This is a genomic window from Micromonospora coxensis, from assembly GCF_900090295.1.
Classification (GTDB): Bacteria; Actinomycetota; Actinomycetes; order Mycobacteriales; family Micromonosporaceae; genus Micromonospora; species Micromonospora coxensis.
On the sequence record NZ_LT607753.1, the window covers coordinates 1,087,271 to 1,113,086 of the forward strand.

The window sequence follows — 25,816 nt, forward strand, 5'->3', positions numbered from 1 at the left end:
CGACGGCGCCGACGTCCCGGCCGGTCCGCTGGTCAGCCGCGCAGCCCCACCACCGGACCGAGGACGAAGACCGCCGGCGGCCGGACGTCCTCCCGGGCGGCCAGCTCGCCCACCTCGTCCAGCCGGGACGCCCAGGCCCGCTGCTGCGGGTGTCCGGCGTCGCGCACCACCAGCACGGGGGTGTCCGGGACACGGCCGTGCTCCAGCAGCACCGCCGCGATCTTGGAGATGGTGTCGACCGCCATCAGCAGCACCAGGGTGCCCCGGGCGCGGCCCAGCGACGCCCAGTCCACCAGCGAGTCGGGGTGACCCGGCGGCAGGTGCCCGGAGACGACGGTGAGGTCGTGGGCGACGCCCCGGTGGGTGACCGGCACCCCGGCCAGGGCGGGCGCGGCGAGCGCGCTGCTGACCCCGGGCACCAGCACGGTCTCGATCCCGGCCGCCGCACACGCCTGGACCTCCTCGTGGCCCCGGCCGAAGACGTACGGGTCGCCGCCCTTGAGCCGGACCACCCGCCGTCCGGCGCGGGCGTGCGTGACCAGGGCGTCGTTGATGGCGTCCTGCGTCATCGACGGCCCGCGCGGCACCTTCGCGGCGTCGACGACCAACACGTCGGGGCGGAGCCCGGCGAGCAGCCCCTGCGGGGCGAGCCGGTCGGCCACCACCACGTCCGCGCTGTCCAGCAGCGCCCTGCCGCGTACGGTGATCAGGTCGTCGGGACCCGGGCCGCCACCGACCACGGCGACCTGCCCGGGGCGCAGGCCCGGCCCGTGGTGGTGCCGGCCGCCGTCGTGGTGATGGTGGTGGTGGCCGCCTACCGGGTCGTCGGGGTGGTCGTGCGGGGTCTGCGGCCGGCCCACCTTGTCGGCGAAGCCCGGCATCAGCACCCGGTACGCGCAGGTGTCGCAGTTCATCCGGATGTCCCCGCCCAGCGCCTCGGCGTGCCGTTCCAGGACGAGGTCGGCCAGCGCGTCGCAGTCGCCGATCAGGTCGGCGACCCGCACGTCCAGGTCGGGGTGCGCGGCGGCGTACGCCTGCGACTGCGCGACGATCCGGTCCGGCAGCACCCCGGCGAAGAGGAAGTACGGGGCGACGACGACGCGCCGGGCGCCGAGCCGGCGCAGCCGCTCCAGTACCGCCGGCACGGACGGCTCGGCCAGCGAGATGAAGCCCGGCTCGACACCGGCGTACCCGCGCCCCTCCCAGAGCAGCCGGGCCACCTTGGCCACCTCGGCGTTGGCGTCCGGGTCGGTGGAGCCCCGCCCGATCAGCGCGACCCAGGTGCCGGCCCGGTCCGCGCCGGCCAGCGCCGCGTCGATCCGCTCCTCGAGCGCGGCGTGCAGCAACGGGTGCGGGCCGAGGGGCCGGCCGTACCGGTAGGTCAGGCCCGGGTGCCGCTCCTGCTCGCGGGCCATCGCGGCGGGGATGTCGCCCTTGCCGTGCCCGGCGGCGGTGAGCACCAGCGGCAGCGCGACCAGGTTGCGGTGTCCCCGCTCGACGAGCGCGGTCACCGCGTCGGTGAGCGGTGGGCGGGACAGCTCGATGAAGCCGCCCTCGACGTCGCCGACGCGGTCGGCGGCCCGACGGCGGACCCGGTCGACGAGCGCGGCGAACTGGTCGACCCCGGCCGCGCTGCGCGTGCCGTGCCCGACGATGACCAGCGCGGTCATGGCGTCTCCTCCTGGTAGAGCAGGGCGTTGAGGGCGGCGGCGGCGACCGCCGAGCCGCCCTTCTCGCCGACGTTGGACACGGCGGGCAGGCCGCTGGCGCGCAACGCCGCCTTGGACTCGGCGGCCCCGACGAAGCCGACCGGCAGCCCCACCACGAGGGCGGGCGCCGCGTCCAGGGTGATCAGCTCCTCCAGCGCGGTCGGCGCGCAGCCGACCACCCAGACCGCTCCGGGGCCCACCCGGTCCAGGGCGATGCGGACGGCGGCGGCCGAGCGGGTCAGCCCGGTGGCGGTGGCCCGCTCGGCGGTGGCCGGCTCGGCCACCGGGCAGACGATCTCCCGTCCGGCCCGGGTGACGCCGGCGGCGACCATCCACACGTCGGTGACGATCGGCGCCCCGGCGCGCAGCGCGGCCAGGCCGCCGGCCAGCGCCGTCTCGTCGCAGACCAGCTCGGTGACGTACGCCAGGTCGGCGCTGGCGTGCACCACCCGTTCGGTGACCGCCCGGGTCAGCGGCGGCAGGTGCGTCAGGTCGACCCGCGAGCGCAGGATCCGGTACGACTCCGCCTCGATCGGGTGCACGACGCGGGTCACGACCCCGCCTCCGCGCCGACGCCGGGGCCGTAGCGCCGGTCGTGCCCGCGCAGCTTCCACAGCGCCACCGCGCCACCCCAGGCCAGCGCGAAGAGCGCCACCACCACGTAGCCGAGCTGCTCGAAGTGGTCGCCGAGCGCGGCGTAGCCGGACAGCGCCGTCACGCCGAGGTGCTCGACCAGCAGGCCGGACAGGTAGACGCTGGCGACCAGGGCGCCGACGACGACGGTCATCCCGGTGGTGGCGAGGTTGTACCAGAGCCGCCGGGCCGGCTGCCGGTACGCCCACGAGTAGGCCCGGGCCATCAGCAGGCTGTCCGCGGTGTCCATGGCCGACATCCCGGCGGCGAAGAGCAGCGGCAGGGTGAGCAGGGCCAGCACCGGCAGGCCACCGGCCGCGGCGGTGCTCGCCGACAGCGACAGCAGGGTGACCTCGCTGGCGGTCTCCAGGCCGAGCCCGAACAGGAAGCCCACCGGGGCCATGTGCCAGGAGGATCGCACCAGCGAGCGGGCGCGGGAGCCGAGGATCCGGTGCACCAGGCCCCGGTTGAGCATCAGCAGGTCCAGTTCGGACTCGTCGAGTGTGCCGGCCCGCAGCCGGCGCCACAGCTTCACCAGCCCGGCCAGCACGGCCGCGTTGAGCCCGGCGACCAGCAGCAGGAACGCGGTGGCGGTGGCCGCGGCGACCACCGCGCCGACCTCGCGGACCCCGGCCATACCCTGCTCGGTCATGCTCGCCGAGGCGAGCCCGATCACCAGGGCGAGCAGCAGCACCACCGCGCTGTGCCCGAGGGCGAAGAAGAAGCCGACGCCGACCGCGCGCCGACCGCGCAGCAGCATCAGCCGGGTGGTGTCGTCGATGGCGGCGATGTGGTCGGCGTCGAAGGCGTGCCGCACGCCGAGCGCGTACGCCAGCGCGCCCGCCCCGGCCAGCCCGCCGGCCGCCGCCGGCTGGTCGTTCCAGTACAGGTAGAGGGTCCAGCCCGCGACGTGCAGGGCGGCGACGGCGAGCACCACGCCGCCGAGGCGTACCCGCTCGGCACGGCTCCACCGGCCCACCGGCGGGGCTGCGGTCGGGATCGGGTTCATCGCTCTCCTCGGGGTTCGGCGGTGGCGCGGATGGCGTCCACCGGGCAGATCTCCAGGCACTCCAGGCAGCCGGTGCACCGGTCGGCGCGGACGGTCAGCCCGAGCGGGGTGGGACGGATGGCGTGCGTCGGGCAGGTGAGCAGGCAGGCGCCGCAGCCCTGGCAGGCGCCGATGCTCACCGGCGCGGACGGGTCCGGCGCGGCGGCCGTGGGCGGGTCCGGCGCGGCGACGGCGCTCGGCGGGGCGGTCGGCGCGGTCGGCGCGGTCACCGCTGCCACCGGTAGCCGCGCGGGGTGACCATCCGGCCGGCGACCACCCGGGTCTGTGAGCTGCCGACCACCACCACGCTGTACATGTCGACCACGGCGGGGTCGAGGGTGGCCACGGTGGCCAGGTGGACCTGTTCACCGTCGCGGCTGGCGTTGCGCACCACGCCGACCGGGGTCGCCGGCGGACGGTGCGCGGCGAAGGTCTTCAGCACCGCCCCGAGCTGCCAGTCCCGGGCCCGGCTGCGCGGGTTGTACAGCAACGCCACCAGGTCCGCCTCGGCGGCGGCGGCCACCCGCCGCTCGATGACCTCCCACGGGGTGTGCAGGTCGGACAGGCTCAGGTACACGTGGTCGTGGCCGATCGGCGCGCCGAGCAGGGCGGCGGCGGCGAGCCCGGCGGTCACCCCGGGCACCCCGACCACGTCGATGCGCCCGTCGGCGTACTCCAGGGCGGGGCTGGCCATCGCGTACACCCCGGCGTCGCCGGAGCCGACCAGCGCGACCGCCTGCCCGACGGTGGCCTCGGCGACGGCGGCGCGGGCCCGCTCCTCTTCCGCGCCGAGGCCGCTGGCGAGCACCCGGGTGCCCGGTCGCAGCAGGTCGCGGACCTGGTCGACGTACTGGTCGAGGCCGACGACCACGGCGGCCCGGCGCAGCTCGGCGACCGCGCGGGGGGTGCGCAGGTCGGGCGCGCCCGGCCCGAGACCGACGACCGCCAGCCGGCCGCGCGGGGCGTGCCGGGCGACCGCGACGGTCGCCATCGCCGAGGCGGTCTTCGGCACCAGCAGGGTGCCGCCGCCGGCCAGCGCCGCCGCCTCGGCGACGCTGGGGGTGCCGACCACGGCGCGGACCACCTCGCTGGGGTGCGGCACGTCGACCGCCGCCAGCTCCGCCGCCGGCCGGGTCTCCAGGGGTACGCCGAGCGCGCGGGCGGTCGCCAGGATGCCCTCCTCGTCGGCCTTGAGGTCGACGCTGGCCAGGCAGCGCAGGCTGGCCGGGGCCAGGCCGGCGTCGGCGAGCGCCCGGTGCAGCAGCGCGGAGACCTCGGCGGCGGCGACGCCCCGGCTGGAGCCGATCCCGGCGACCAGCGAGGGTGGGCGCAGCACGGCGGTCCGCTCGTCCAGCGGCACGATCCGGTCGGTGACCAGCAGCCGCCAGCCGCCGTCGCTGGTTCCGACGTCGCTGGTCCCGCCGTCGCTGGTCCCGCCGTCGCTGGTCCCGCCGTCGCTGGTCCCGCCGTCGCTGGTCCCGCCGTCGCTGGTCCCGCCGTCGCTGGTCCCGCCGTCGCTGGTCCCGCCGTCGCTGGTCCCGCCGTCGCTGGTCCCGCCGTCGCTGGTCCCGCCGTCGCTGGTCCCGCCGTCGCTGGTCCCGCCGTCGCTGGTCCCGCCGTCGCTGGTCCCGCCGTCGCTGGTCCCGCCGTCGCTGGTCCCGCCGTCCGGGTCGGCGCCGTCCGGGTCGGCGCCATCCGGGTCGGCGCCATCCGGGTCGGCGCCGTCCGGGTCGGCGCCGTGCGCCCGGTGTCGGCCCGCGACACCGGAGCCGGCCGCACCGTCCGCACCGGCCGGCGGGCTCGGGACAGCCGGATCGACGGGGGTCGCCGGGATCTCCGAAGTCGCCGCATCGGTGGGAGTCGCCGCGTCGTTGGCAATGGTCTCGATCAGGACGTTCGGCGGGAGGGCGGGCAGCGGCCAGGTGGCGTCGGCGAGCAGCCGGACCGGCTCACCGTCGAGGATCGCCCGGGACACCGCCGCGACGGCCCCCTCGACCGGCCAGCCCAGGGCGTCCAGTCCGGGCAGGCCGACGGCGTCGGTGGCGGTGGTGACCACCGGGCGGGCGTCGAGCAGCGCGGCCACCTCCCCGGCGAGCGTGTTGGCACCACCCGCGTGCCCGCCGAGCAGGGCGACGGCGTGCCGCGCCGCCTCGTCCACGACCACCACCGCCGGGTCGGTGCGCTTGTCGCCGAGCAGCGGCGCGAGGATCCGCACCACCGCCCCGGTGGCCAGGAACGCCACCACCGCGCCGCACTCCGTCCACGCGGTGCGCAGCGCGTCGGCCACGCCGGTCGACTCGACGAGCCGTGCGTGCGGCCAGGCGTCGGCGAGGATCCGGGCGTGCCGGCGGCCGGCGGCGGTGGCCGCCACGAGTCCGACGGTCATCGGGCCGCCCGGCGTAGTGGCCGTCACGGTCCGGTCCTCACCGGGCCGCGCGGCGCGGTGGCCGTCCCGGACCCGGTGGTCGCCGGGCCGTCCGCGGCGGTGTCGACGGGGTGGTCCACGGGCGCTCCTGGTCCGATCGGATGGCGGTACGGGCGGGTCACGGGCGCTCCCCGGTGAGTACGACCACCGGGTTGGTGGCGGCGAGCCGCACGGATCCGCCGGGCAGGTCGGCCAGGCGGGCGGCGGAGAGTTGGCTGCCGTCGACGGCGTAGCCGGCGTCGCGCAGCAGGTGGACGGCGGGCGCGACCCGGTCCAGCGCGGCGAGGGTGTGCACCACCCGCGCGGGGCGGCGGGCGACCACCGCGGCGAGCACGTCGGTGCCGCCCCCGCCGACGAAGACGGCGTCCGGGTCGGGCAGGTCGCGCAGGGCCGCCGGCGCGTGGCCGGTCACCACCCGCACGTGCGCCCCGTGTCGGGCGGCGTTCGCCGCGACCGGCGCGTCCGGGTCCCGTTCCACGGCGATGACGGCCGCGCCGAGCAGGGCGCACTCGATGCCGACCGAGCCGCTGCCCGCGCCGACGTCCCAGACGAGCCGGCCGAGACGCGGACGCAGCCGGGCCACCGCGAGGGCGCGTACCTCCGACTTGGTGATCATGGAGTCACGGTGGTGGTACGCGGTCTCCGGCAGCGCCCAGCCGCCGGCCGGCGCGGCGGCCGGCTGGTTGTCCGTGCGCACCGGCCCGACGGCGGGCGGGGCGGACCCGTCGGTGGCGAGACTGAGCAGCACGTGCGGGTCGGCCCAGGCCCGCCGGGCGGCCTCCTCCGGCGTGGTCCAGGTGACCCGCTCGGCGTCGGTGCCGAGGTGTTCGGCGACCACCAGGCGGCGGGGCCAGCCGGCCAGCCCGGCCCCGATCTCGGCGGCCCCGGCGCCCGGGGCGGTGAGCACGGCGACGGCGGGCAGCGCCCGGCAGGCGTTGAGGGCGGGCCCGGGGTCACGGCCGTGCGCGGTGAGCACCGCCGCGCCGTCCCAGTCGAGCCCGGCGCGGGCGAACGCGGCAGCCACGCTGGAGACCGCCGGCAGCACCCGCAGCGGCAGCCCGGCGGCGCGCAGCCGGCGGACGATGCCGAAGAGCCCGGGATCGCCGCTGGCCAGCACGACGGCCGGCGCTCCGGCCGCGACGGCGGCGGCGAGCCGGTCCAGCGCGGGGGCGAGCGGTCCCAGCACGACGCGGGGGCAGTCCGGCGGCGCGGGCAGGGCAGCCAGGTGGCGGGCCGCGCCGACGACGAGCCGGGCCCGGGCCAGCGCGTCGCGCGCGCCGGGGTGCGGCGGTCGGCCGGCGGCGTCGATCCCGACCACGGTGACCGCCGGCCGCGCCGTGCCGGTCCGGTCCGCCGGCCCGACGGCGCGGGGGTCGGCGTCCGGGCCCACGCCGGTCGCGGCGGTCACCCGGACCACCGCCCGGAGGAGGCGACCACCCGGGAGCCGGTGAAGTCCACCATCGCCACGTCGACGGTGACGGCGTGCCCGGCGAAGCGGCGCAGCACCTGACGTACCCGGCGGCAGAGCAGGTCGCCGGCGGGGCCGAGCAGGCCGGCGGCCTCCCACAGCTCGTACGCGTGCCGCCCGGTGTTGGCCGCCGCGACCGCCGCCACCAGGTCGGCGTCGCCGCCGGCCTCGGCGGTGACCGCGCCGAGCAGCGACAAATCCACCTTGGAGCGGGTGTAGTGGGTCATCAGGATCCCGGCGGCGAGTTTGGCGAGCTTGCCGGCCATGCCGACGAAGACCACACCGGTCATCGCGTCGCCGACGGCGGCGGTGACCGCCGCGCCGGTGAAGTCGCCGACCTCGACGAAGCACACCTCGGGCAGCTCCGGCAGGAGTTCACGGGCGGCCCGCTCGGTACGCCCACCGGTGCACAGCACCACGGTCCGCTCCCCCTGCGCGGCCATCACGTGCACCGCCTGCACCACGCTGGCCCGCCAGGAGGCGGTGGAGAACGGCCGGACGATCCCGGTGGTGCCCAGGATGGAGATGCCGCCCAGGATCCCCAGCCGCCGGTTGGTGGTCTTGCGGGCCATCACCTCGCCGCCGGGCACGCTGATCACCACCCGGACGCCCACCTCGGCCAGGTCGACCACCTCGGCGACCGCCTCGCCGATCATGCGGCGCGGGGTGTCGTTGATGGCCGGGCCGCCGACGGACAGGCCGAGCCCCGGCCTGGTCACCGTCCCGACGCCGGGTCCCCCGTCGAGCTGGAGGCCGGGACGGTCGTGCCAGCCGACGGTGGCGGTGAGGTGCGCGCCGTGGGTGACGTCCGGGTCGTCCCCGGCGTCCTTGACCACCACCGCCTCGGCGTGCGCGTCCGGCAGCGGGCTGAAGTCGCAGCGGTGCACGGTGAAGCGCACCCGCCGGCCGGCGGGCAGCCCGATCTCCACCTCCCGCTGCGGGGCGCCGGTGACCAGCGCGGTCACCGCCGCCTTCGCCGCCGCCGTCGCGCAGGCGCCGGTGGTCCAGCCGGTGCGCAGCGCGGTCGGCCGGACCTTCGCGGTCCGCGGCAGGTCCGGCTCGCGCAGCGGCGGCTCGGCGTACGTCATCGCGGCGGCCCGCCCGGCTCGGGTGCGGTCGGCCGGTCGGCGGCGACCGGCGGGTTCGCCGCCCGGGTGCGGCGCAGCTCGGCGCGGGCGGCCGGCTCGGCCCGGCGGAAGGTGTGGAAGTGCCCGGGGTGGTACAGGTGCGAGCGGGTGCCGCTGGCGGCGAGGGCCGGGCCGACCAGGAAGAGGGTGTGCTTCCAGAGCTTGTGCTCCTTGACCGTGGCCTCCAGCTCGCCGAGGGTGCAGCGGACCACCAGCTCGTCCGGCCAGGTCGCCTGGTACGCCACCACCACCGGGGTGTGCGCGGGGTAGCCGCCGGCGAGCAGTTCGGCCTGCGCCTGCCCGGAGCGGGCGGCGGAGAGGAAGAGCGCCATGGTGGTGCCGTGCCGGGCGAACTCGCGGACCCGCTCCCCCGGCGGCATCGGCGTCCTGCCGCCCTCCAGCCGGGTGAGGATGACCGACTGGGCGACCTCGGGGATGGTCAGCTCCCGGCCGACGATCGCGGCGACGGCGGTGAACGAGGAGACCCCGGGCACGATCTCCACCGCCAGGTCGAGGGCCCGGCAGAGGTCGAGCTGCTCCTGCACCGCGCCCCACAACGCCGGGTCGCCGGAGTGGATCCGGGCCACGGTCAGCCCCTCGGCGGCGGCCCGCCGGTACAGCGGCAGCACCCCCTCGATGGGCAGCTGGGAGGAGTCGACGATCTCGGCGTCGGGGCGGGCGTGGGCGAGGACGTCGGCGTGCACCAGGCTGGCCGCCCAGATCACCACGTCGGCCTCGGCGATCACCCGCGCGGCGCGCAGGGTGAGCAGGTCGGCGGCGCCGGGGCCGGCCCCGACGAACCACACCTTCGCGGTGGTCACAGCTTTCCTCCCCGCCGGTCCCGGCGGGCCGGGACCAGCAGCGTCGACAGGTAGGGCAGGTCGTCGTCGGCCCGGTCGACCGGGCCGATCCGCTCGTCGGGCAGGCCCAGGCCCCGGCCCAGCACGGCGTCGGGGAGCCGGCCGTGCCGGCGCAGCGCGTCGACCAGTTCGGCGTGGCGTCGCCAGCCCTTGTAGACCACGACGGTGCCGGGGCCGGCGAGGGCGTCGTCGACCAGCGCCGGCCCGGCGGTGGCCGACAGCAGGGTGAGCGGTTCGCGGCCCTCGCAGAGCGGCACGCCGCTGCGGGCGGCGAGTTCCTGCATGGCGGTGATCCCGGGCACGGTGCGCACCTCGACCGCCGGGCGCAGGGCGCGCACGCTCTGCGCCAGGTAGCCGAAGGTGGAGTAGACGTTCGGGTCGCCGATGGTGGCGAAGGCGATCGCGCGCGCCCCGTCGTCGAAGGCGGCGACCACAGCCGCCGCCGCCGCGTCCCACGCGGCCTCCCGGCGGGTGGTCACCCCGCCCCGGTCGTCGAGGGCGAACGGCAGCCGGCGCAGCCGGTCGGCCGGGACGTGCGCCCGCACCGTGGCCTCGGCGCGGCCCCGGGGCGCGTCGCCGTCCGCCCCGGTCCGGTCCATCACCGGTACGACCACCAGGTCGGCCTCGCGCAGCACCCGGACCGCCCGGAGGGTGAGCAGGTCCGCCTCGCCCGGTCCGACGCCGACCCCGGTCAGGGTGCCGGCCCCGGCAGCGCCCGCCCCGGCGCCGCTGGGGCTGTCGTGGGGCCGGCCGGCGCTCGGGTGGCCGGCGTCGGCGTGGGCGGTCACCGGCTCGCCGCCTCGACCAGGCGGCGGGCGGCCGACGGGCGGCCGGCCCAGTGGGTGTGCAGGTAGGAGGCGTGCACCCGGTCGGTGACGAAACCGTGCGGGCTGCCGTCCCAGCGCCACGCCGGCCGGTCGCCGTACCCGGGGTCGGTGGCGGTGCGGTGGAACTCGTGCCCGCGTACCGGCTCACCGGCGGGGTGGACCGGGGAGTCGGTGGCGGCGACGGCGTCGCGGTAGCCCAGGGTGAGCCGGCCGGTCATCCGGGCGGTGTGCGGCAGCCGCCCGCACATCGGCACGCCGTCGAGGGCCTTGCCGAGGTAGAGCAGCCCGGCGCACTCGGCGACGATCGGCCCGTCGAAGTCGGCGAGTTCGGCGCGCAGCGCCGTGTTGGCCGCCAGGGCCTCGGCGTGCACCTCGGGGAAGCCCCCGCCGATGACCACGGCCCGGGTGCCGGCCGGCAGGGCGGGGTCGCGCAGCGGGTCGAAGGTGACCACGGCGGCGCCGGCCGCGGCGAGCAGTTCGGGTGTCTCGGCGTACGAGAAGGTGAAGGCCGGCCCACCGGCGACCGCGACCACCGGACGGCCGGCGCCGGCCGGGCCGCCGACGGCGAGGCCCGGGTCCCAGGGCGCGACGGTCAGTGGTGGGGCCGAGCGGGCCAGGTCGAGCACGGCGTCGAGGTCGACGGTGGACTCGACCAGTCCGGCCAGCGCGTCGACGACGGCCAGGGACTCCGGGGCCCGCTCGGCGACCGGCACCAGCCCGAGGTGGCGCGCGGGCGCGGCCACCTCGACGGTCCGGGTGACCGCCCCGAGCACCGGGACGCCCACCTCGGCGAGCGCGTCGCGCAGCAGTTTCTCGTGCCGGGGGGAGCCGACCCGGTTGAGGATCACCCCGCCGACGCGCACGCCGGGGTCGAAGGCGCGCATGCCGAGCACCAGTGCGGCGGCGGAGCGGCCCTGCGCGGTGGTGTCGAGGACCAGCACGACCGGCGCGTCGATCAGCCGGGCGACGTGGGCGGTGGAGGCGTACCCGCCCCGGCCGACCGCGCCGTCGTGCAGGCCCATCACGCCCTCGACGACGGCGATGTCGGCGGGGGTGGGGACGCGGGCGCCGTGGCGCAGCAGCGGCGCGATCCGCTCCTCGCCGACCAGCCACGGGTCGAGGTTGCGCCCGGGCCGGCCGGCGGCGAGCGCGTGGTAGCCGGGGTCGATGTAGTCGGGGCCGACCTTGTGCGGGCTGACGGTCAGGCCCCGGCGGCGCAGCGCGGCGAGCAGCCCGGTGGCCACCGTGGTCTTGCCGTGCCCGCTGGCCGGCGCGGCGACCACCAGCCGGGGCAGCGCCCACGGCGCGGCCGGACCCGCCCCGGCACCGCCGGCGTCGCGGGCGGCCCGGCCGGCGGCACCGTCGCGCTCGGCGGCATCCGCCGGGCCGGCGGCATCGGCCGGGTAGGCCGGGCCGGTCGGGTCGGCGGCGTCGGCCGGGTCGGCCAGGTCGGTCGGGTCGGCGGCGTCGGCCGGGTCCGCGTCGAAGGGCGGGCGGCCGGCGTCGGGGACGGCCGGGGCGGGGTGGCCGGGGTGGCCGGCCGGGGCGGACGGCCCGTCGGGGCGGCGCTGGTCGGTGCGGCGGGTCGGTCCGGTCACCACTCGATGCCCTTCTGGCCCTTCTGGCCGGCGTCCATCGGGTGCTTCACCTTGGTCAGCTCGGCGACCAGGTCGGCCGCCTCGACCAGGCGCGGGTCGGCGTCCCGGCCGGTGATCACCACGTGCTGGAAGCCGGGCCGCTCGGCGAGGGTCCGCACCACCTCGTCGACGTCCACCCAGCCCCACTTCATCGGGTAGGTGAACTCGTCGAGCACGTACAGGCCGTAGCGTTGCGCGGCGAGGTCCCGCTGGATCTGCCGCCAGCCCTCCAGGGCGTCGGCGGCGTGGTCGGCCTCGCCGCCGCGCTGAATCCACGACCAGCCCTCGCCCATCTTGTGCCAGGCGACCGGTGCGCCCTGGCCGGTGCGCTCGTGCACCTCGCCGAGGGCCCGGAACGCGGCCTCCTCGCCGACCCGCCAGCGGGCGCTCTTGACGAACTGGAACACCCCGATCGGCAGCCCGGCGGTCCAGGCGCGCAACGCCAGCCCGAACGCGGCGGTCGACTTGCCCTTCATCGCTCCGGTGTGGACGACGACCAGCGGACGGTTGCGCCGCTGCCGCGTCGTCAACCCGTCGGCCGGTACGTGGGACGGCTTGCCCTGCGGCATCAGGCGACACTCCTCGTGGTGGTGGGGACGGTGGCGGACGGCGATGCCGGCCGCGTCCGGGGACGCGACGGCGCGGCGGCGAGGCCGGCGAGCGGGTCGGCGGCCACCGCGTCGAGCCGGTGGTGCTCCGCGCCGAGCTGGGTGGCGAGGCGGCGGGCCAGGCCGAGGTGGACCGGCCCGGACTCGCAGTCGACGACGACGCAGGGCGCGCCGGTGGCGGCCAGCACGGCCGCCGCACGGGCGGCCCGGTCCAGCGGGCGGGTCCCGGCGGTGGCCCGGCCGTCGGTGACGATCAGCACCAGGGGGCGGCGGCGCGGGTCGCGCAACCGCTCCACCCGCAGCAGGTCGGCGGCGGCGAGCAGCCCTTCGGCGAGCGGGGTGCGCCCGCCGGTGGGCAGCTCGGCCAGCCGTGCCGAGGCGGCCAGCACGGAGGAGGTGGCCGGCAGCAGGACCTGTGCGCCGGTGGCCCGGAACGCGACCACCGCGACCTTGTCCCGACGCTGGTAGGCGTCGGTGAGCAGGGCGAGCACCGCGCCCTTGACGGCGGACATCCGCTGCCGGGCCCCCATCGACCCGCTGGCGTCGACCACGAACAGCACCAGGTTGCCCTCGCGGCCCTCCCGGACCGCCTCGCGCAGGTCGTCGGGGCGCAGCACGAGCGGCCCGTCGTGCCGGCCCCGGCCGGCCTGGCGCGGGGCGGCGGCCCGCAGCGTCGCCGGCAGGTGCAGCGCGCCGGGGCGGCCGGCGGGCACCCGGGCCCCGGTGGTCCGGCCCCGGCCGGTCCGCGCCCGCGACCGCCGCCCGGGCACGCCGTCGCCGACCCCGGGCGCGGTGAACAGCCGCGCCGTCAACCCCGGCTCGGGTACGGCGACCGCCTGCGCCCGGCGCGGGACGTCCCCGGTGCGCGACCGGCCGTCGTCACCGTCGCGGGCGCCTGCCGTGCCGTCGGCCGGCCCGCCGGGCTGGTCCGGCCCGCCGGCCCGCCCGTCGCGCCGGTCGTCGTCCACGTCCCACCGGTCGGCCGCCTCCGGCCACCGGTGCGCGGGGTCGCCGTCGCGCGAGAAATCGCGGTCCTCGGGCTGCGGCCCGGGGCCGTCCCCGTGCCGTGCCGAGGGGTCGCCGGCGTCCGGTCCACGGTCCTGCCCGGTCGTAGCCGGACCCGCGTCAGGGTCGACGTCCGGGTCCCGGCCACCGTCGCCACCGGGTCCACCCGGTCCCTCGGGGCCACCCGGACCACCGGGCGCCGGCCCGCCGCCGGGGCCGTCGTCGTCCGGGTCGTCGGGGTGTTCCTCGCGGGCCCGCTCCAGCGCCTCGTCGAGCCGCTTGTCGTCCAGGCCGGGGGTGTCGAACGGATCCCGGCGACGCCGGTGCGGCAGGGCCAGCCGGGCGGCCACCCGGACGTCCTCGGCGGTCACCCGCTCCCGCCCCTGCCAGGCGGCGTGCGCCACGGCGGCACGGGCGGTGACGATGTCGGCGCGCATCCCGTCGACGTCGAACGCGGCGCACACCTCGGCGATCTGCCGCAGCGCCGCGTCGGGCAGCAGCACGTGCTCCAGCCGCGCGCGGGCGGCGGCCACCCGGCGGGCGACCTGCGCGTCGGCGTCGACCCAGCCGGCGGCGAAGCCGGCCGGGTCGGCGTCGGCGGCGAGCCGGCGGCGGACCACCTCGACCCGGACGGCGGGGTCGCGGCTGGCGGCCACCTCGACGGTGAGCCCGAACCGGTCGAGCAGCTGCGGGCGCAGCTCCCCCTCCTCCGGGTTCATCGTGCCGACCAGCAGGAACCGGGCGGCGTGGCTGACCGAGACGCCCTCCCGCTCGACGTGGCAGCGGCCCATCGCGGCGGCGTCGAGCAGCAGGTCGACCAGGTGGTCGTGGAGCAGGTTGACCTCGTCGACGTAGAGCACGCCGCGGTGGGCGGCGGCGAGCAGCCCCGGCTCGAAGGCGCGTACCCCCTCGGCGAGGGCCTTCTCCAGGTCGAGCGAGCCGACCACCCGGTCCTCGGCGGCGCCGACCGGCAGCTCGACCAGGCGGGCCGGGCGGCGCTCGGCCGGCGACCCGGCCGGGTGCGGACCGTCCGGGCAGCCGGGGTCCACGGCGGCCGGGTCGCAGCCGAAGCGGCAGCCGGCCACCCGGTCCACCGGGGGCAGCAGCGCCGCGAGGGCCCGCACGGCGGTGGACTTGGCGGTGCCCTTCTCACCCCGGACGAGCACCCCGCCGATGGCCGGGCTGACCGCGTTGAGCAGCAGGGCCAGACGCATGTCGTCCATGCCGAGCACCGCCGAGAAGGGGAACCCGCTCACTGCGACTCCTCCGTTCGCGACTGCGGGGCTCGCAGAACCGGCTCACTCCTCGCGCTCACTGCGACTCCTCCGTTCGCGACTGCGGGGCTCGCAGAACCGGCTCACTCCTCGCGCTCACTGCGACTCCTCCGTTCGCGACTGCGGGGCTCGCAGAACCGGCTCACTCCTCGCGCTCACTGCTTGTCCTCCAGGTCGCCCTCGCTGGCCAGGTACGTCTCGCGCAGCCGGTCGAGGGTGGCCGGCTCGGGTTCGGCCCACAGCCCCCGGTCGGCGGCCTCCAGCAGGCGTTCGGTGATGCCGCGCAGCGCCCACGGGTTGGACTGCTCCAGGAAGGCGCGGGTCTCGGCGTCGAAGACGTACGCCTCGGCCAGGTGCTCGTACATCCAGTCGTCGACCACCCCGGCGGTGGCGTCGTAGCCGAACAGGTAGTCCACGGTGGCGGCCAGCTCGAACGCGCCCTTGTAGCCGTGCCGGCGCATCGCGGCGATCCACCTCGGATTGACCACCCGGGCCCGGAACACCCGCCGGGTCTCCTCGCCGAGGGTGCGGGTACGCACGTCGTGCGGCATCGCCGAGTCCCCCACGTACGCGGCCGGGGCGGCACCGGTGAGGTGGCGGACCGTCGCCACCATCCCGCCGTGGTACTGGAAGTAGTCGTCGGAGTCGACGATGTCGTGCTCGCGGGTGTCCTGGTTCTTCACCGCCACGGCGATCCGGGCGAAGGAGCGTTCCATGTCGGCGCGCGCCTCCCGCCCGTCCAGCCCCCGGCCGTAGGCGTAGCCGCCCCAGACGGCGTACACCTCGGCCAGGTCGGCGTCGGTGCGCCAGTTGCGGGCGTCGATCAGCGGCAGCAGTCCGGCCCCGTACGCCCCGGGCTTGGAGCCGAAGATCCGGGCGGTGGCCCGGCGCTCGTCGCCGTGCCCGGCCAGGTCGGCGGTGACGTGCGCCCGCACGTAGTTCTCCTCGGCCGACTCGTCGAGGGCGGCGGCCTGCCGCACCGCGTCGTCGATGAGGGCGACCACGTGCGGGAAGGCGTCGCGGAAGAAGCCGGAGATGCGGACGGTGACGTCGACGCGGGGACGGCCCAGCTCGGCCAGGGGCACCACCTCCACGCCGGTGACCCGGCGGGACCGGTCGTCCCAGACCGGCCGGCAGCCGAGCAGGGCGAGGATCTCGGCGATGTCGTCGCCCTGGGTCCGCATCGCGCTGGTGCCCCAGACGGTCAACCCCACCGAGCGCGGGTACGCCCCGGTGTCGGCGAGGTGCCGGGCCAGCAGCGAGTCGGCCAGCGCCACCCCGACCTCCCAGGCGTTGCGGCTGGGGATGGCCTTGGGGTCGACGGAGTAGAAGTTGCGGCCGGTGGGCAGCACGTTGACCAGGCCCCGGGTGGGCGAGCCGGACGGGCCGGGCGGCACGAACCGGCCGTCCAGCGCGCCGAGGAGCCGGTCGATCTCGTCGGTGGTGCGCGCCAGCCGGGGCACCACCTCACGGGCGGCGAAGCGCAGCACCTCGGCGGCGTCGGGGACGGCCCGGCCGGCGACCTCCTCGACCACGGCGTCGACCGCGCCGGCGTCCCAGCCGAGGGTCTCCATGCCGACGACGAGGCGGCGGGCCAGCCCTTCGATCAGGTCGATCGCGTCGGCGGCGGTGGCCGAGGGGCCGTCCACGGCGTCGGTCAGCGTCTGCGGCACGGCCACCCGCTGCCCCGGGGCAGCGAGCAGCGCCTGCTCGTCGAGGCCGTGGGCGGCGGCGATCGCCTGGCGCAGGCCGGGCAGGGCACGGGTGCCGCCCCAGACCTGTGGGGCGCGCAGCACCGCGAGCACGAGGTTGACCCGGGCCTCGCCGGTGGGGGCCTCGGCGAGCACGTGCAGGCCGTCGCGGATCTGCACGTCCTTGACCTCGCAGAGGTAGCCGTCGAGGTGCAGCACGAAGTCGTCGAAGTCGTCGGCCGCCGGCATGTCCTGCTGGTGCAGGTCGTGGTGCAGTTCGGCGGCGCGGACGAGCTGCCAGATCTGCTGCCGCACGGTGGGCACCTTGGCCGGGTCGAGGGCCTGCACGGTGGCGTACTCGTCCAGCAGCTGTTCGAGTTTCGCCAGGTCGCCGTAGGTCTCGGCGCGGGCCATCGGCGGCACGAGGTGGTCCACGACCACGGCGTGGGCGCGGCGCTTGGCCTGGGTGCCCTCGCCGGGGTCGTTGACGATGAACGGGTAGACCAGCGGCAGGTCGCCCAGGACGGCGTCGGGGGCGCAGTCGGCGGCGAGCCCGAGACCCTTGCCGGGCAGCCACTCCAGCGTGCCGTGCTTGCCGAGGTGCACCACCGCGTCCGCGCCGAACCCGCCGTCGGACACCGGCGCGGCCAGCCACCGGTACGCGGCCAGGTAGTGGTGGCTCGGCGGCAGGTCCGGGTCGTGGTAGATGGCGATCGGGTTCTCCCCGAAGCCGCGCGGCGGCTGGATCAGCAGGGTGACGTTGCCGAAGCGCAGCCCGGCCAGCACGATGTCGCCGCCGTCGGTGTACAGCTCGCCGGGCGGCTCGCCCCAGTGTTCCCGCATCCGCTCGCGCAGTTCGGCCGGTACCTGCGCGAACCAGCGTCGGTAGGTGGCCTGCGGCACCCGGGCCTCGGCGGCGGCGAGCTGCTCGGGGGTGAGCCACTCGACGTCGTGTCCGCCGGCGGCGATCAGCGCGTGGATCAGCGCGTCGCCGTCGGTGGGCGGCGGCGCGTCACCGAGGTGGTAGCCGGCGTCGGCGAGGGCGGCGAGCAGCCGTACCGCCGAGGCGGGGGTGTCCAGGCCGACGGCGTTGCCGACCCGGGAGTGCTTCGTCGGGTAGGAGCTGAGCACGACGGCGAGCCGCTTCTCGGCGTTCGGCACGTGGCGCAGCCGGGCCTGGCGTACGGCGATCCCGGCCACCCGGGCGGCCCGTTCCGGGTCGGCGGCGTAGACCGACAGCCCGTCGGCGTCGATCCGCTTGAACGAGAACGGCACGGTGACGATCCGACCGTCGAACTCGGGAATGGCCACCTGCATGGCGGCGTCCAACGGGGAGAGTCCGGCGTCGCTGTCGGCCCACTGCTCGCGGGTGCTGGTCAGGCAGAGCGCCTGCACGATCGGCACGTCGAGGGCGGCGAGCGCGCCGACGTCCCAGGCGTCCTCGTCGCCCCCGCCGGAGGCGTCGGCGGCGACCGCCCCACCGGCGGCGAGCACGGTCACCACCAGCGCGTCGCAGCGGGCGAAGAGCTCCAGCGGGCCGTCGCCGGGGACGAGTCCGCGCAGCGAGCCGCAGAAGATCGGCAGCGGGTCGGCGCCGGCCGCGTCCACCGCGTCGGCGAGCACGTCGACGAAGCCGGTGTTGCCGGCCAGCGCGTGCGCCCGGTAGAAGACGATGCCGACGATGGGCCGCCCCGGACGGGTCGGCCGGTCGCCGTGGATCCCGTACGCCGGGCCGGGCGCGGGCGCGGCGAAGCCCTCGCCGGTGAGCAGGACCGTGTCGCCGAGGAACCGGGCCAGCTGGGCCAGGTTCTCCGGCCCCCCTTCGACCAGGTAGGACAGCGCCTCGGCGGCCACTCCGGCGGGCACCGTGGAGGCCGCCATCAGCGCCGCGTCGGGCACCGCCTCGCCGCCGAGCACCACGGTGGGCACGCCGGAGGCGAGCACCGCGGCGAGCCCGTCGGGCCACGCCTGCCGGCCGCCGAGCAGCCGTACGACGGCCAGGTCGACCCCGTCGAGCAGGGCCGGCACGGCGTCGACGTCGACCCGGGCGGGGTTGGCCAGTCGGTAGTCGGCGGCGCTGGCGCGGGCGGCGAGCAGGTCGGTGTCGGCGGTGGAGAGCAGCAGGATGCGCACGGACGGCTCCGGAGAGTGACACCCGGACCGGCGCGGAGGCGGTCGGGCGGGGCGGGGGGCGGGCGCGGTTCAGCGGGTACGACGAGCGGCCGACCGGGTCACCGGCGGTGAGCCGGTGGGCGCGGACGGCGCGGTGCGGGACTCAGCGGTGAACGGCGCAACGGGCGGCGCGTGGGCCGGGAGCGGCCCCGGCACGGCCGGGCAGGGGCGCGGCGGCGCGCCCGGCACGGGTACGACGGGTGTCGTCGACGGTGGAGACGCTGCGCGTCATCGGGTCCTCCTCGGGTGTCCACGCCCTGGGGTCACTCCGACGGCCGAAGTATCCTGGCTCCCGGATCGACGCTCTCCCCCGGCCTTCCAACCGCAGACACACGGCCGTGACTCACGAGGGGGGATCGCTCCCCGGTGACAGTGGCGGGACCGCGCCGGAATCGCACCGGCTTCCTTCACTGCCGTCAGGCCGCGAATGCTGCCACACCCGTCGCCGCCGGGTCAACGCCGCCCCACCACCGGTCGACGTCGACAGCGGTCGATCGCTTCGGTGCCCGCTCCGCAGTGGACACCGGCGCGCGATCGATGCGTCCGCACCCCGCGCCGGGACACCCGGACACCGCGCGGCCGGCCGCCGGGGCCGGCTGGCGGGGCCGGGCGACCGACCCGACGCGACGGCGTATCGGCCGGTCAGCGAGGTCCACGGGGCAGCGGGGCGGCGGCGGTGCGCCTACCATCGGCCGGGATCGTCCACCACGGTCGCGCGGAGGAGGGCCAGGCCATCAGCGGCACGACGTTCCAGCACCTGACCGGGCGGGTCTGGCTGCTGCCCGGTGACGCGGACCCGCTCGCCGTGCAGGCCGGCGTGGCGCTGATCACCGACGAGCGGGGCGCCGTGCTGGTCGACGCCGGCCAGAGCCCGGCCCACGCCCGCGAGATCCGCGCCGCACTGGACGCGACGGGGCTGCCCGCGCCGCGCTGGCTGGTCTACACCCACCACCACTGGGACCACGTCTGGGGCGCCTGCGCCTGGCCGGACGTGGAGATCGTCGGCCACGTCGCCGGGGAGTCGCTGCTGCGGGCCGAGGCGGCCCGCCCGTGGAGCCACCGCTACCTGCGCGAGCAGGTCCGCGCCGAGCCCCGGCTCGGGCCCAGCTTCCGGGCCCGGGCCCTGGCCATGGAGACCTTCGACGACTTCGCGATCCTGCCGCCGACCCGGACCTTCACCGACGAGCTGGAGCTGCCCACCGGCGTACGACTGCGGCACGTCGGTGGCCGGCACGCCCCGGACTCCACGGCGGTGCTGGTGCCGGACTCGGGGGTGATGCTGCTCGGCGACTGCTGGTACCCGCCCCCGGCGCACCTGCGCGGGCCGGACGACGGCCCCGACCTGGCGCTGGTCGGGCGGCTGCTCGACGACGCCTACGGCTGGTACGTCTCCAGCCATTCGCCGCCGATGACCCTGGCCGAGGCGCGCGCCGCGCTGGCCTGAGCCGGGTCAGCGCATCCGGCGCTCCGGGTGGGCCCGGTTCCAGGCGCGCATCCGCTCCGGGTAGCCGGTCCGCGCCGCCTCGTACAGCGGCACCGCGTGCCGGTGGGCCAGCTTCGCCGCCGTCCGCGGCGAGCCGGTCCGGCGGCGGATCCACTCTCCGTCGTGGGCGATCGCCATCACCGTGGTGTCGGTGGCGGTGGTCTCCGGTTCGAGGTAGAACTCCACGCCGTGCCGGCTGGCGACGAACGCCTCCAGCGCGGCGAGGTCCTCCCGGGTGGCCTCCCGGTCGAGCCTGGTCGGGCTCCCCTCGGCGGCCCGGGACCGTCGGCTGAACCAGCCCATCTCCCGCTCCTTCCCTGTCGGCCTGTCCTCCAGTGCAGCACCCGAACCTGGCAGGAGGCTGCGAGCCCGGTGACAACGACCTGACCGGGTCAGCCGAGCGCGGCCATCTCCTCGTCGCCGAGGCGCAGCGCCCCGGCGGCGATGTTCTGCGCCAGGTGCTCCGGATCGCCGGTGCCGGGGATGGCCAGCACGTGCGGCCCCCGGTGCAGGGTCCAGGCGAGGCGCACCTGGTGCGGGGTGGCCCCGTGCGCGCGGGCGACGGCGTGCACGGCGGCGGCGTGCTCGGCCACCGCGCCGGACTCCCGCCGGGTCCCGGCCAGCGCGAAGAACGGCACGTACGCCACCCCCCGTGCCCCGCACTCGCGCAGCAGCGGGTCCTGCTCGCCCCGGTTGTCGACGGCGTAAGCGTTCTGCACGCAGACCACCGGGGCGATCGCCTGCGCCTCGTCCAGGTGGTCGAGGCGGACGTTGGACAGGCCCAGGTGCCGGATGAGCCCGGCCTCGCGCAGGTCGGCGAGGACACCGAACGCCTCGGCGACCGAGTCCCGGCCCGGCCGCCGCACGATGCGCAGGTTCACCACGTCGAGGTGGTCGCGGCCGAGCCGGCGCAGGTTCTCCTCCACCTGGGCGCGCAGCCCGGCCGCCGAGGTGTCCTCGTACAGGCCGTGCGTCGGGTCGTACCCGAAGCCGACCTTGGTGGTGATCACCAGGTGCTCCGGGTACGGCGCGAGGGCGGCGCGGATCAGCTCGGTGGCGTACCGGGCGGGGCCGTCGCCGACGTTGAGGGTGCCGCCGGGCGAGACGTAGAACGCCGCCGTGTCGATGTGGTTCACGCCCAGCTCGACGGCGCGGCGCAGCACCCGGATCGCGCGCGCCGGGTCGGGGTCGGGGGTGGTGCGCATGGAGCCGAAGCCCATCCGGTGCACGGTCCTGTCACCCAGGGTCCAGCTGCCCGCGGCGGCCGCGGTGATCTCGTCGACTGGCATCCGGCGACCCTAGCCAGCCCTGCCGGGCCGCGCAGTCGGCCGCGCACCCGATACCGCGATCGACCGCCCACTGTTAGGTTCTATGTGCTGGAGCGGTGCGCCGGCGGGCGGGTCGCCGGCACCAGGGCCAGCGTCGGGATCAGCAGCAGCGGCACCACCAGCAGGGCGCGCAGCGTCCCGACCCGGTCGCCGAGGAGGCCGAGCAGCGGCGGGCCGGCCAGGAAGGCCGTGTAGCCGATCGCCGCGACCACGCTGACCCGGTACGGCGCCCGGTCCTCGTCGTCGGCGGCGGCGCTCATCCCGACCGGGAAGCCGAGTGAGGCGCCGAGCCCCCAGAGCGCCACCCCGACGATCGCCACCGGGCCGTTGCCGGCGAGCACCGCCAGGCCCGCGCCGGCGGCGGCGAGCAGGATCGTGCCGAGCAGCACGGGCACCCGTCCCCAGCGGTCGATGGCGACCGTGCCGGCGGTGCGGCCCAGGGTCATGCCGACGACGAAGACGCCGAAGACGGCCGCGCCGGTGGCCTCGCTGACGCCGTACCCGTCGACGAAGGCGACGGCGACCCAGTCGTTGGCGGTGCCCTCGGTGAACGCCATGACCATGACCAGCGCGCCGACGAGCAGGGTGCGCGGCTCCCGCCATGCGGCGAGCAGCCCGCCGCGCCGGGCCTTCGCGCCGGCCCCGCCGGGTTCGGGGCGCTGCGCGGGCAGGAACGCCCGCGCGCCGAGCAGGGTGCCGCCGAGCACCACCACGGCCAGCAGGCCCAGGTGTACGCCGATCGGCGCGCCGAGCCGCGCCGCGCCCGCGCCGATCCCGGCGCCGGCGACCGAGCCGAGGCTCCAGGCGGCGTGGAACCGGGGCATGACCGTGCGGCCGAGTCGCCGCTCCACCGCCGCGCCCTCGACGTTCATCGCCACGTCGCAGGTGCCCGAGCCGTAGCCGAGCGCGAAGAGGCCCACCGCCACGCCGGGCAGCGAGCCGGCGACCCCGGCGGAGAGGCCGACCACGACCAGGCCGAGGGAGACCAGCACCGTGGCGAACACCACCGCCCGGGCCGCGCCGAGGCGTTGGGCGACCAGCCCGGCGGTCGGCAGCGCGAGCATCGCGCCCACCGACATGGCGAGCAGCAGCAGGCCGAGCCGCCCCGGGCTGAGGCCGAGGGACTCGCGTACGGCGGGGACCCGGGCGAACCAGGACGCCACGGCGAGACCGTTGAGGGCGAAGACCACCGCCACGCCGGTACGGGCGGCGAGGACCGCCGGCGGCACGGCGGGCGCGGGCGGTGCGCTGACCGGGTGGGCTGACCTCACGGTGTTCCTCTCGTCGGTGTCGTGCCCGACGATCGCACACCTGGAAGCGCTACCAGCACAAGCCGTCCCGCCCCTTACCGGCACGCCGCCCGGCAGGGCATGATCGGAGGCGGGAGAGCGCTCCCATCACCGTCCCCGACGAGGTGGAGGACCACATGACGTCGCCGCACCGCCCGGCCACCCTCGACGACGTGGCCCGGCTGGCGGACGTGTCCCGTTCGACCGCGTCCCGGGTGGTCGCGGGCACCGGGTTCGCCTCACCGGCCGCCCGGGAACGGGTCCGCGCCGCCGTCGACCGGCTCGGGTACGCGCCGAACCCGGCAGCCCGGGCGCTGGCTCGCAGCGCGGGCGTACGGCTGGTGGTGGCGGTCTCCGGCGCCACCCGGGACGTCCTGGACGACCCGTACGTCGACCGGGTCGTCGGCGCCGCCGCGGCGGCCTGCGCGCCGTACCCGGCCGGGGTGGTGCTGCACTGGCTGCCGCTGCACGACCCGGCCGCCCTGGGACGTGTCGCGGAGGACCGGGGCGTGGCCGGGGTGGTGCTGGTGAACACCACCGAACCGCTGCTCGACGCGATCCCGGCCCGGCTGCGCGGGCGGGTCGCCTCGATCGGCATCGGCTCGGCGACGGTGCCCAGCTTCGACGTGGACAACGCGGGCGGGGCCAGCCAGATCGTGCACCACCTGTACGCCTCCGGCCGCCGCCGGATCGCCATGGTGACCGGCCCCCGGTGGTTGTCCTGCGCGGGCCGCTCGGTCGGGGCGTACCGCCGGATCATGCGGGCGGCCGGGTTGCCGGTCCGGCTGGTCACCGGTGACTTCACCGCCGCCCGGGGGCGGGCCGCCGCCGGTGAGCTGCTGGCCCGGTGGCCCGACACCGACGCCGTCTTCGCGGTCAGCGACCTCACCGCGCTGGGCGTGATCGCCGGGCTCCGGGAGACCGGCGTACGGGTGCCCGGCGACGTCGCGGTCGCCGGCTTCGACGACATCCCGCACGCCGCGCTCAGCTCACCCGGCCTCACCACGGCGAGCCACCCGGTCGGCCCGATCGCCGCCGCCGCGGCCACCGCCGTGCTGGAGGGCCGGCCCGTCGCGCCGGTGACCTCGTTCCCGTCGACGCTCGTCCGCCGCACGAGCGCCTGAGGCCCGACGCACCGGCCGGTGGTGTCGGTCACCCCCGGATCCGCCGGGCGCCCGGTCAGAGCGCCGGCAGCCCGAGCGCCTCGTCCACCCGGGCCAGCACCGCCGCGTCGTCGTCGGTGCGTACCCCGCGCAGCAGGTCGATGGCGGTGGCCCGGACCTGACCGACGATCACGGCCAGCGGCAGGGTCTGCCCGGGGGTGAAGAGCCGGCCGACGGCGCGTACCGCCGCCAGGGCGGCGTCGTCGGCGCGCTCGGCGTGCCGGTCGGCCTCGGCGTCCGCGCCGTCGAGGTCGGCGGCGAGCGCCGCGCCGGCCTCGCGGACCGCCTCGGCAAGCACCCGCAGCGCCGCCACCAGCTCGGCCGGCACCGGGCCGGGCAGCCGGTTGAAGGTCACCCCGGCCCGGGCGAGGACCCGCACGTTGCGCACCGCGTAGTCGATCTGGCCGACCGAGGCGTCCACGGTGCGCAGCCGGCCGATGTGCCGGTGGCGGCGCACGTGCAGCCGCAGCGCCTCCCCGGCGGCGAGGACGGCGGTGCGCAGCCGCTCCACCCCGGCGTCGAGCCGGCGGGCCCGGTCCAGGGCGGCCAGGGCCGCCGCCTCGTCCCGGTCGGCGAGGGCGGCGGCGACCTCCTCCAGCGCCTCGGCCATCCCGTCGAAGGTGCGCCGGAACTCGGCCACCAGCGGGGCCAGCGGCCGGCGGACGTCGACGAGCTGGCTGGCCACCAGCGCCACCACGCCACCGATCAGCGCGTCGACGAAGCGGAACGGCACCAGCGACTCGGTCGGCGGGGAGACCACCACCAGGTACAGCGCCGACACGGCGGCCTGGACCACGGAGACGCTGCTCGCGCCGATCGCCACCGCCAGGGCGACGGTCAGCAGGATGACCGTGAAGACGGTCCAGGTGGTGCGGGGCCCGAGCGCCTGCACCACCAGGTCCGCGACGAGCACGCCGGCGGCCACCCCGAGCACCACCTCGACCGCGCGACGCACCCGCTGCCCACGCGCCTGGCCGAGGACGATCAGCGCGGCGGCCGGAGCGAAGAACGGCTGCGGGTGCCCGACCAGCCGGGTGGCGAGCATCCAGGCCACCGTCGCGGCCAGGGTCGCCTCGACCACCGGCAGCCAGCCCTGCCGCAGCCGTCCGGCGGCGTCCCGCCACCAGCCCCACCGGAGCATCGCCGCCTCCTCCCACCGGGTCGGCCCCACCGTAGCCCGGCCGGCGGGTCAGGCCCGCCAGACCCCGGCGGCCTGCGCGGCGTACGCCCGGAAGTCGCGCGGCGGGCGGCCGAGGATCCGCTCGACGCCGTCGGCCAGGTGCGCGTTGCGCCCGTCGAGCAGGTCGCTGAACAGGTACGTCAGCAGCGCCACCACCTCGGCCGGGACACCTGCGGCGGCGAGGTCGGCCGCGTACGCCTCGACGGCGACCGGCACCAGGCGCACCGGCCGGCCGGCGGCCGTGGCGATCTCGGCGACCGCCTCGGCGAAGGTCAGCAGCCGGGGGCCGGTCAGCTCGTACGTCGCCCCGGCGTGCACGTCGGTGGTGAGGGCGGCCACGGCCGCCTCGGCGATGTCGTCGGCGTCGACGAACGGCTCCGGCACCGCGCCGACGGGCAGCGCCAGCACCCCGGCGCGGACCGGCTCGACCAGGTGCCCCTCGCTGAAGTTCTGCGCGAACCAACTGGCTCGCAGCACGGTGGTGGGGACGCCGCTCGCGGCGACGGCCCGCTCGGCCCGGGCCGCCTCCGGCTCGCCGCGTCCGGAGAGCAGCACCAGCCGCCGTACCCCCTCGTCGGCCGCGAGCCGGGCGAGGCCGCCGACCGTCTCCACCGCCCCGGGGACGGCCAGGTCCGGTTGGTACGCCAGGTAGACCGCGCCGACGCCGCGCAGCACCGGCTGCCAGGTGTCCGGGTCGGTCCAGTCGAAGGGCGGCGTGCCGGCCCGGGAGCCGATCCGGTGCGGTACGCCGCGCGCGGCCAGCCGCGCCGCGACCCGCCGTCCGGTCTTGCCGGTGCCGCCGAGGACGAGTGTCGTCAGGTGTGCTGCCATGCCGCCCAGTCAACCCGCCGGCGGTGAGACGCTGAATGGCTCGGACGCGCAACGGCAT

Annotated in this window: 19 protein-coding genes, 1 pseudogene and 1 riboswitch; of the genes and pseudogenes, 2 read left to right on the forward strand and 18 right to left on the reverse strand. The window is 77.4% G+C overall.

What is annotated here, in order from left to right:
• Positions 1–32 precede the first annotated feature (32 nt).
• The 13 genes and pseudogenes from cobA to cobN all read right to left on the reverse strand — a co-directional run bounded on the left by cobA (position 33) and on the right by cobN (position 18,445).
• Complete coding sequence (gene cobA, locus GA0070614_RS04850) at positions 33–1,670, reverse strand: uroporphyrinogen-III C-methyltransferase (RefSeq protein ID WP_088974829.1); 1,638 nt, start codon at positions 1,668–1,670, stop codon at positions 33–35.
• The gene (locus GA0070614_RS04855) at positions 1,667–2,263 is read right to left on the reverse strand and encodes a precorrin-8X methylmutase (protein WP_088974830.1); all 597 of its coding nucleotides are present in this window, start codon (positions 2,261–2,263) and stop codon (positions 1,667–1,669) included. Before GA0070614_RS04855 ends, cobA begins: the two co-directional genes overlap by 4 nt.
• On the reverse strand, positions 2,260–3,351 hold the full coding sequence (locus tag GA0070614_RS04860; protein ID WP_088974831.1) for a HoxN/HupN/NixA family nickel/cobalt transporter: 1,092 nt from the start codon (positions 3,349–3,351) through the stop codon (positions 2,260–2,262). The genes GA0070614_RS04855 and GA0070614_RS04860 overlap by 4 nt, the downstream gene beginning before the upstream one ends.
• On the reverse strand, positions 3,348–3,530 hold the full coding sequence (locus tag GA0070614_RS04865; RefSeq protein WP_088979219.1) for a 4Fe-4S binding protein: 183 nt from the start codon (positions 3,528–3,530) through the stop codon (positions 3,348–3,350). The genes GA0070614_RS04860 and GA0070614_RS04865 overlap by 4 nt, the downstream gene beginning before the upstream one ends.
• 86 nt (positions 3,531–3,616) lie before the next feature.
• Positions 3,617–5,776, reverse strand: coding sequence for a precorrin-3B C(17)-methyltransferase (gene cobJ / locus GA0070614_RS30985; protein ID WP_088974832.1), 2,160 nt, complete (start codon positions 5,774–5,776; stop codon positions 3,617–3,619).
• 157 nt (positions 5,777–5,933) lie between these two features.
• Entirely contained in the window at positions 5,934–7,223 is a 1,290-nt protein-coding gene (cbiE, locus tag GA0070614_RS04875) for a precorrin-6y C5,15-methyltransferase (decarboxylating) subunit CbiE (protein WP_172892371.1), read from the reverse strand.
• The gene (locus GA0070614_RS04880; protein ID WP_088974833.1) at positions 7,220–8,371 is read right to left on the reverse strand and encodes a cobalt-precorrin-5B (C(1))-methyltransferase; all 1,152 of its coding nucleotides are present in this window, start codon (positions 8,369–8,371) and stop codon (positions 7,220–7,222) included. The genes cbiE and GA0070614_RS04880 overlap by 4 nt, the downstream gene beginning before the upstream one ends.
• Positions 8,368–9,231, reverse strand: coding sequence for a precorrin-4 C(11)-methyltransferase (gene cobM / locus GA0070614_RS04885; protein ID WP_088974834.1), 864 nt, complete (start codon positions 9,229–9,231; stop codon positions 8,368–8,370). Before cobM ends, GA0070614_RS04880 begins: the two co-directional genes overlap by 4 nt.
• Positions 9,228–9,965, reverse strand: a complete 738-nt coding sequence (gene cobI / locus GA0070614_RS04890; protein WP_088979222.1) for a precorrin-2 C(20)-methyltransferase — start codon at positions 9,963–9,965, stop codon at positions 9,228–9,230. The genes cobM and cobI overlap by 4 nt, the downstream gene beginning before the upstream one ends.
• 89 nt (positions 9,966–10,054) lie before the next feature.
• Positions 10,055–11,380: a cobyrinate a,c-diamide synthase gene (locus GA0070614_RS04895; RefSeq protein ID WP_172892557.1), complete on the reverse strand. Its 1,326-nt coding sequence runs from the start codon at positions 11,378–11,380 to the stop codon at positions 10,055–10,057.
• A gap of 311 nt (positions 11,381–11,691) precedes the next feature.
• Positions 11,692–12,303 (reverse strand): cob(I)yrinic acid a,c-diamide adenosyltransferase, encoded by a 612-nt coding sequence (gene cobO, locus GA0070614_RS04900; RefSeq protein WP_088974835.1) that lies wholly within the window; start codon positions 12,301–12,303, stop codon positions 11,692–11,694.
• Positions 12,303–14,662 (reverse strand): annotated as a pseudogene (locus tag GA0070614_RS04905) (putative cobaltochelatase). Before GA0070614_RS04905 ends, cobO begins: the two are co-directional and overlap by 1 nt.
• A gap of 114 nt (positions 14,663–14,776) precedes the next feature.
• Complete coding sequence (gene cobN, locus GA0070614_RS04910) at positions 14,777–18,445, reverse strand: cobaltochelatase subunit CobN (RefSeq protein WP_088974836.1); 3,669 nt, start codon at positions 18,443–18,445, stop codon at positions 14,777–14,779.
• A 317-nt stretch (positions 18,446–18,762) separates the two neighbouring features.
• Positions 18,763–18,892, reverse strand: a riboswitch (cobalamin riboswitch).
• Between the two features lie 268 nt (positions 18,893–19,160).
• Between cobN and GA0070614_RS04915 the strand changes: the two genes are divergently transcribed.
• Positions 19,161–19,928, forward strand: a complete 768-nt coding sequence (locus GA0070614_RS04915) for an MBL fold metallo-hydrolase (protein ID WP_231933533.1) — start codon at positions 19,161–19,163, stop codon at positions 19,926–19,928.
• A gap of 6 nt (positions 19,929–19,934) precedes the next feature.
• Here the strand turns inward: GA0070614_RS04915 and GA0070614_RS04920 are convergent, their stop codons facing one another.
• The 3 genes from GA0070614_RS04920 to GA0070614_RS04930 form a co-directional block, all read right to left on the reverse strand.
• Positions 19,935–20,270: a hypothetical protein gene (locus tag GA0070614_RS04920; protein WP_088974838.1), complete on the reverse strand. Its 336-nt coding sequence runs from the start codon at positions 20,268–20,270 to the stop codon at positions 19,935–19,937.
• An 89-nt stretch (positions 20,271–20,359) separates the two neighbouring features.
• Positions 20,360–21,256 carry an aldo/keto reductase gene (locus GA0070614_RS04925; protein WP_088974839.1) on the reverse strand — a complete coding sequence of 299 codons (897 nt, stop codon included), beginning with the start codon at positions 21,254–21,256 and terminating at the stop codon, positions 20,360–20,362.
• 80 nt (positions 21,257–21,336) lie between these two features.
• Positions 21,337–22,566, reverse strand: a complete 1,230-nt coding sequence (locus GA0070614_RS04930; RefSeq protein WP_088974840.1) for an MFS transporter — start codon at positions 22,564–22,566, stop codon at positions 21,337–21,339.
• Positions 22,567–22,721: 155 nt separating this feature from the next.
• On the opposite strand from GA0070614_RS04930, the gene GA0070614_RS04935 reads away from it, so the two are divergent.
• Positions 22,722–23,708 (forward strand): LacI family DNA-binding transcriptional regulator, encoded by a 987-nt coding sequence (locus GA0070614_RS04935; protein WP_088974841.1) that lies wholly within the window; start codon positions 22,722–22,724, stop codon positions 23,706–23,708.
• A gap of 55 nt (positions 23,709–23,763) precedes the next feature.
• Here GA0070614_RS04935 and GA0070614_RS04940 read toward each other — a convergent pair whose 3' ends face one another.
• Both GA0070614_RS04940 and GA0070614_RS04945 read right to left on the reverse strand, forming a co-directional pair.
• A complete protein-coding gene (locus GA0070614_RS04940) occupies positions 23,764–24,888 on the reverse strand; it encodes an FUSC family protein (protein WP_088979224.1) in 1,125 nt (374 codons plus the stop codon).
• A 48-nt stretch (positions 24,889–24,936) separates the two neighbouring features.
• The gene (locus GA0070614_RS04945; RefSeq protein ID WP_088974842.1) at positions 24,937–25,758 is read right to left on the reverse strand and encodes a Rossmann-fold NAD(P)-binding domain-containing protein; all 822 of its coding nucleotides are present in this window, start codon (positions 25,756–25,758) and stop codon (positions 24,937–24,939) included.
• Positions 25,759–25,816 lie beyond the last annotated feature (58 nt).

Bases quoted from the DNA above. Each gene is read 5' to 3' on its own strand.
- cobA (WP_088974829.1), bottom strand. From the start codon at position 1,670: ATGACCGCGCTGGTCATCGTCGGGCACGGCACGCGCAGCGCGGCCGGG.
- GA0070614_RS04860 (WP_088974831.1), bottom strand. From the start codon at position 3,351: ATGAACCCGATCCCGACCGCAGCCCCGCCGGTGGGCCGGTGGAGCCGT.
- cobJ (WP_088974832.1), bottom strand. From the start codon at position 5,776: ATGACCGTCGGACTCGTGGCGGCCACCGCCGCCGGCCGCCGGCACGCC.
- GA0070614_RS04880 (WP_088974833.1), bottom strand. From the start codon at position 8,371: ATGACGTACGCCGAGCCGCCGCTGCGCGAGCCGGACCTGCCGCGGACC.
- cobO (WP_088974835.1), bottom strand. From the start codon at position 12,303: ATGCCGCAGGGCAAGCCGTCCCACGTACCGGCCGACGGGTTGACGACG.
- GA0070614_RS04920 (WP_088974838.1), bottom strand. From the start codon at position 20,270: ATGGGCTGGTTCAGCCGACGGTCCCGGGCCGCCGAGGGGAGCCCGACC.
- GA0070614_RS04925 (WP_088974839.1), bottom strand. From the start codon at position 21,256: ATGCCAGTCGACGAGATCACCGCGGCCGCCGCGGGCAGCTGGACCCTG.
- GA0070614_RS04935 (WP_088974841.1), top strand. From the start codon at position 22,722: ATGACGTCGCCGCACCGCCCGGCCACCCTCGACGACGTGGCCCGGCTG.
- GA0070614_RS04940 (WP_088979224.1), bottom strand. From the start codon at position 24,888: ATGCTCCGGTGGGGCTGGTGGCGGGACGCCGCCGGACGGCTGCGGCAG.
- GA0070614_RS04945 (WP_088974842.1), bottom strand. From the start codon at position 25,758: ATGGCAGCACACCTGACGACACTCGTCCTCGGCGGCACCGGCAAGACC.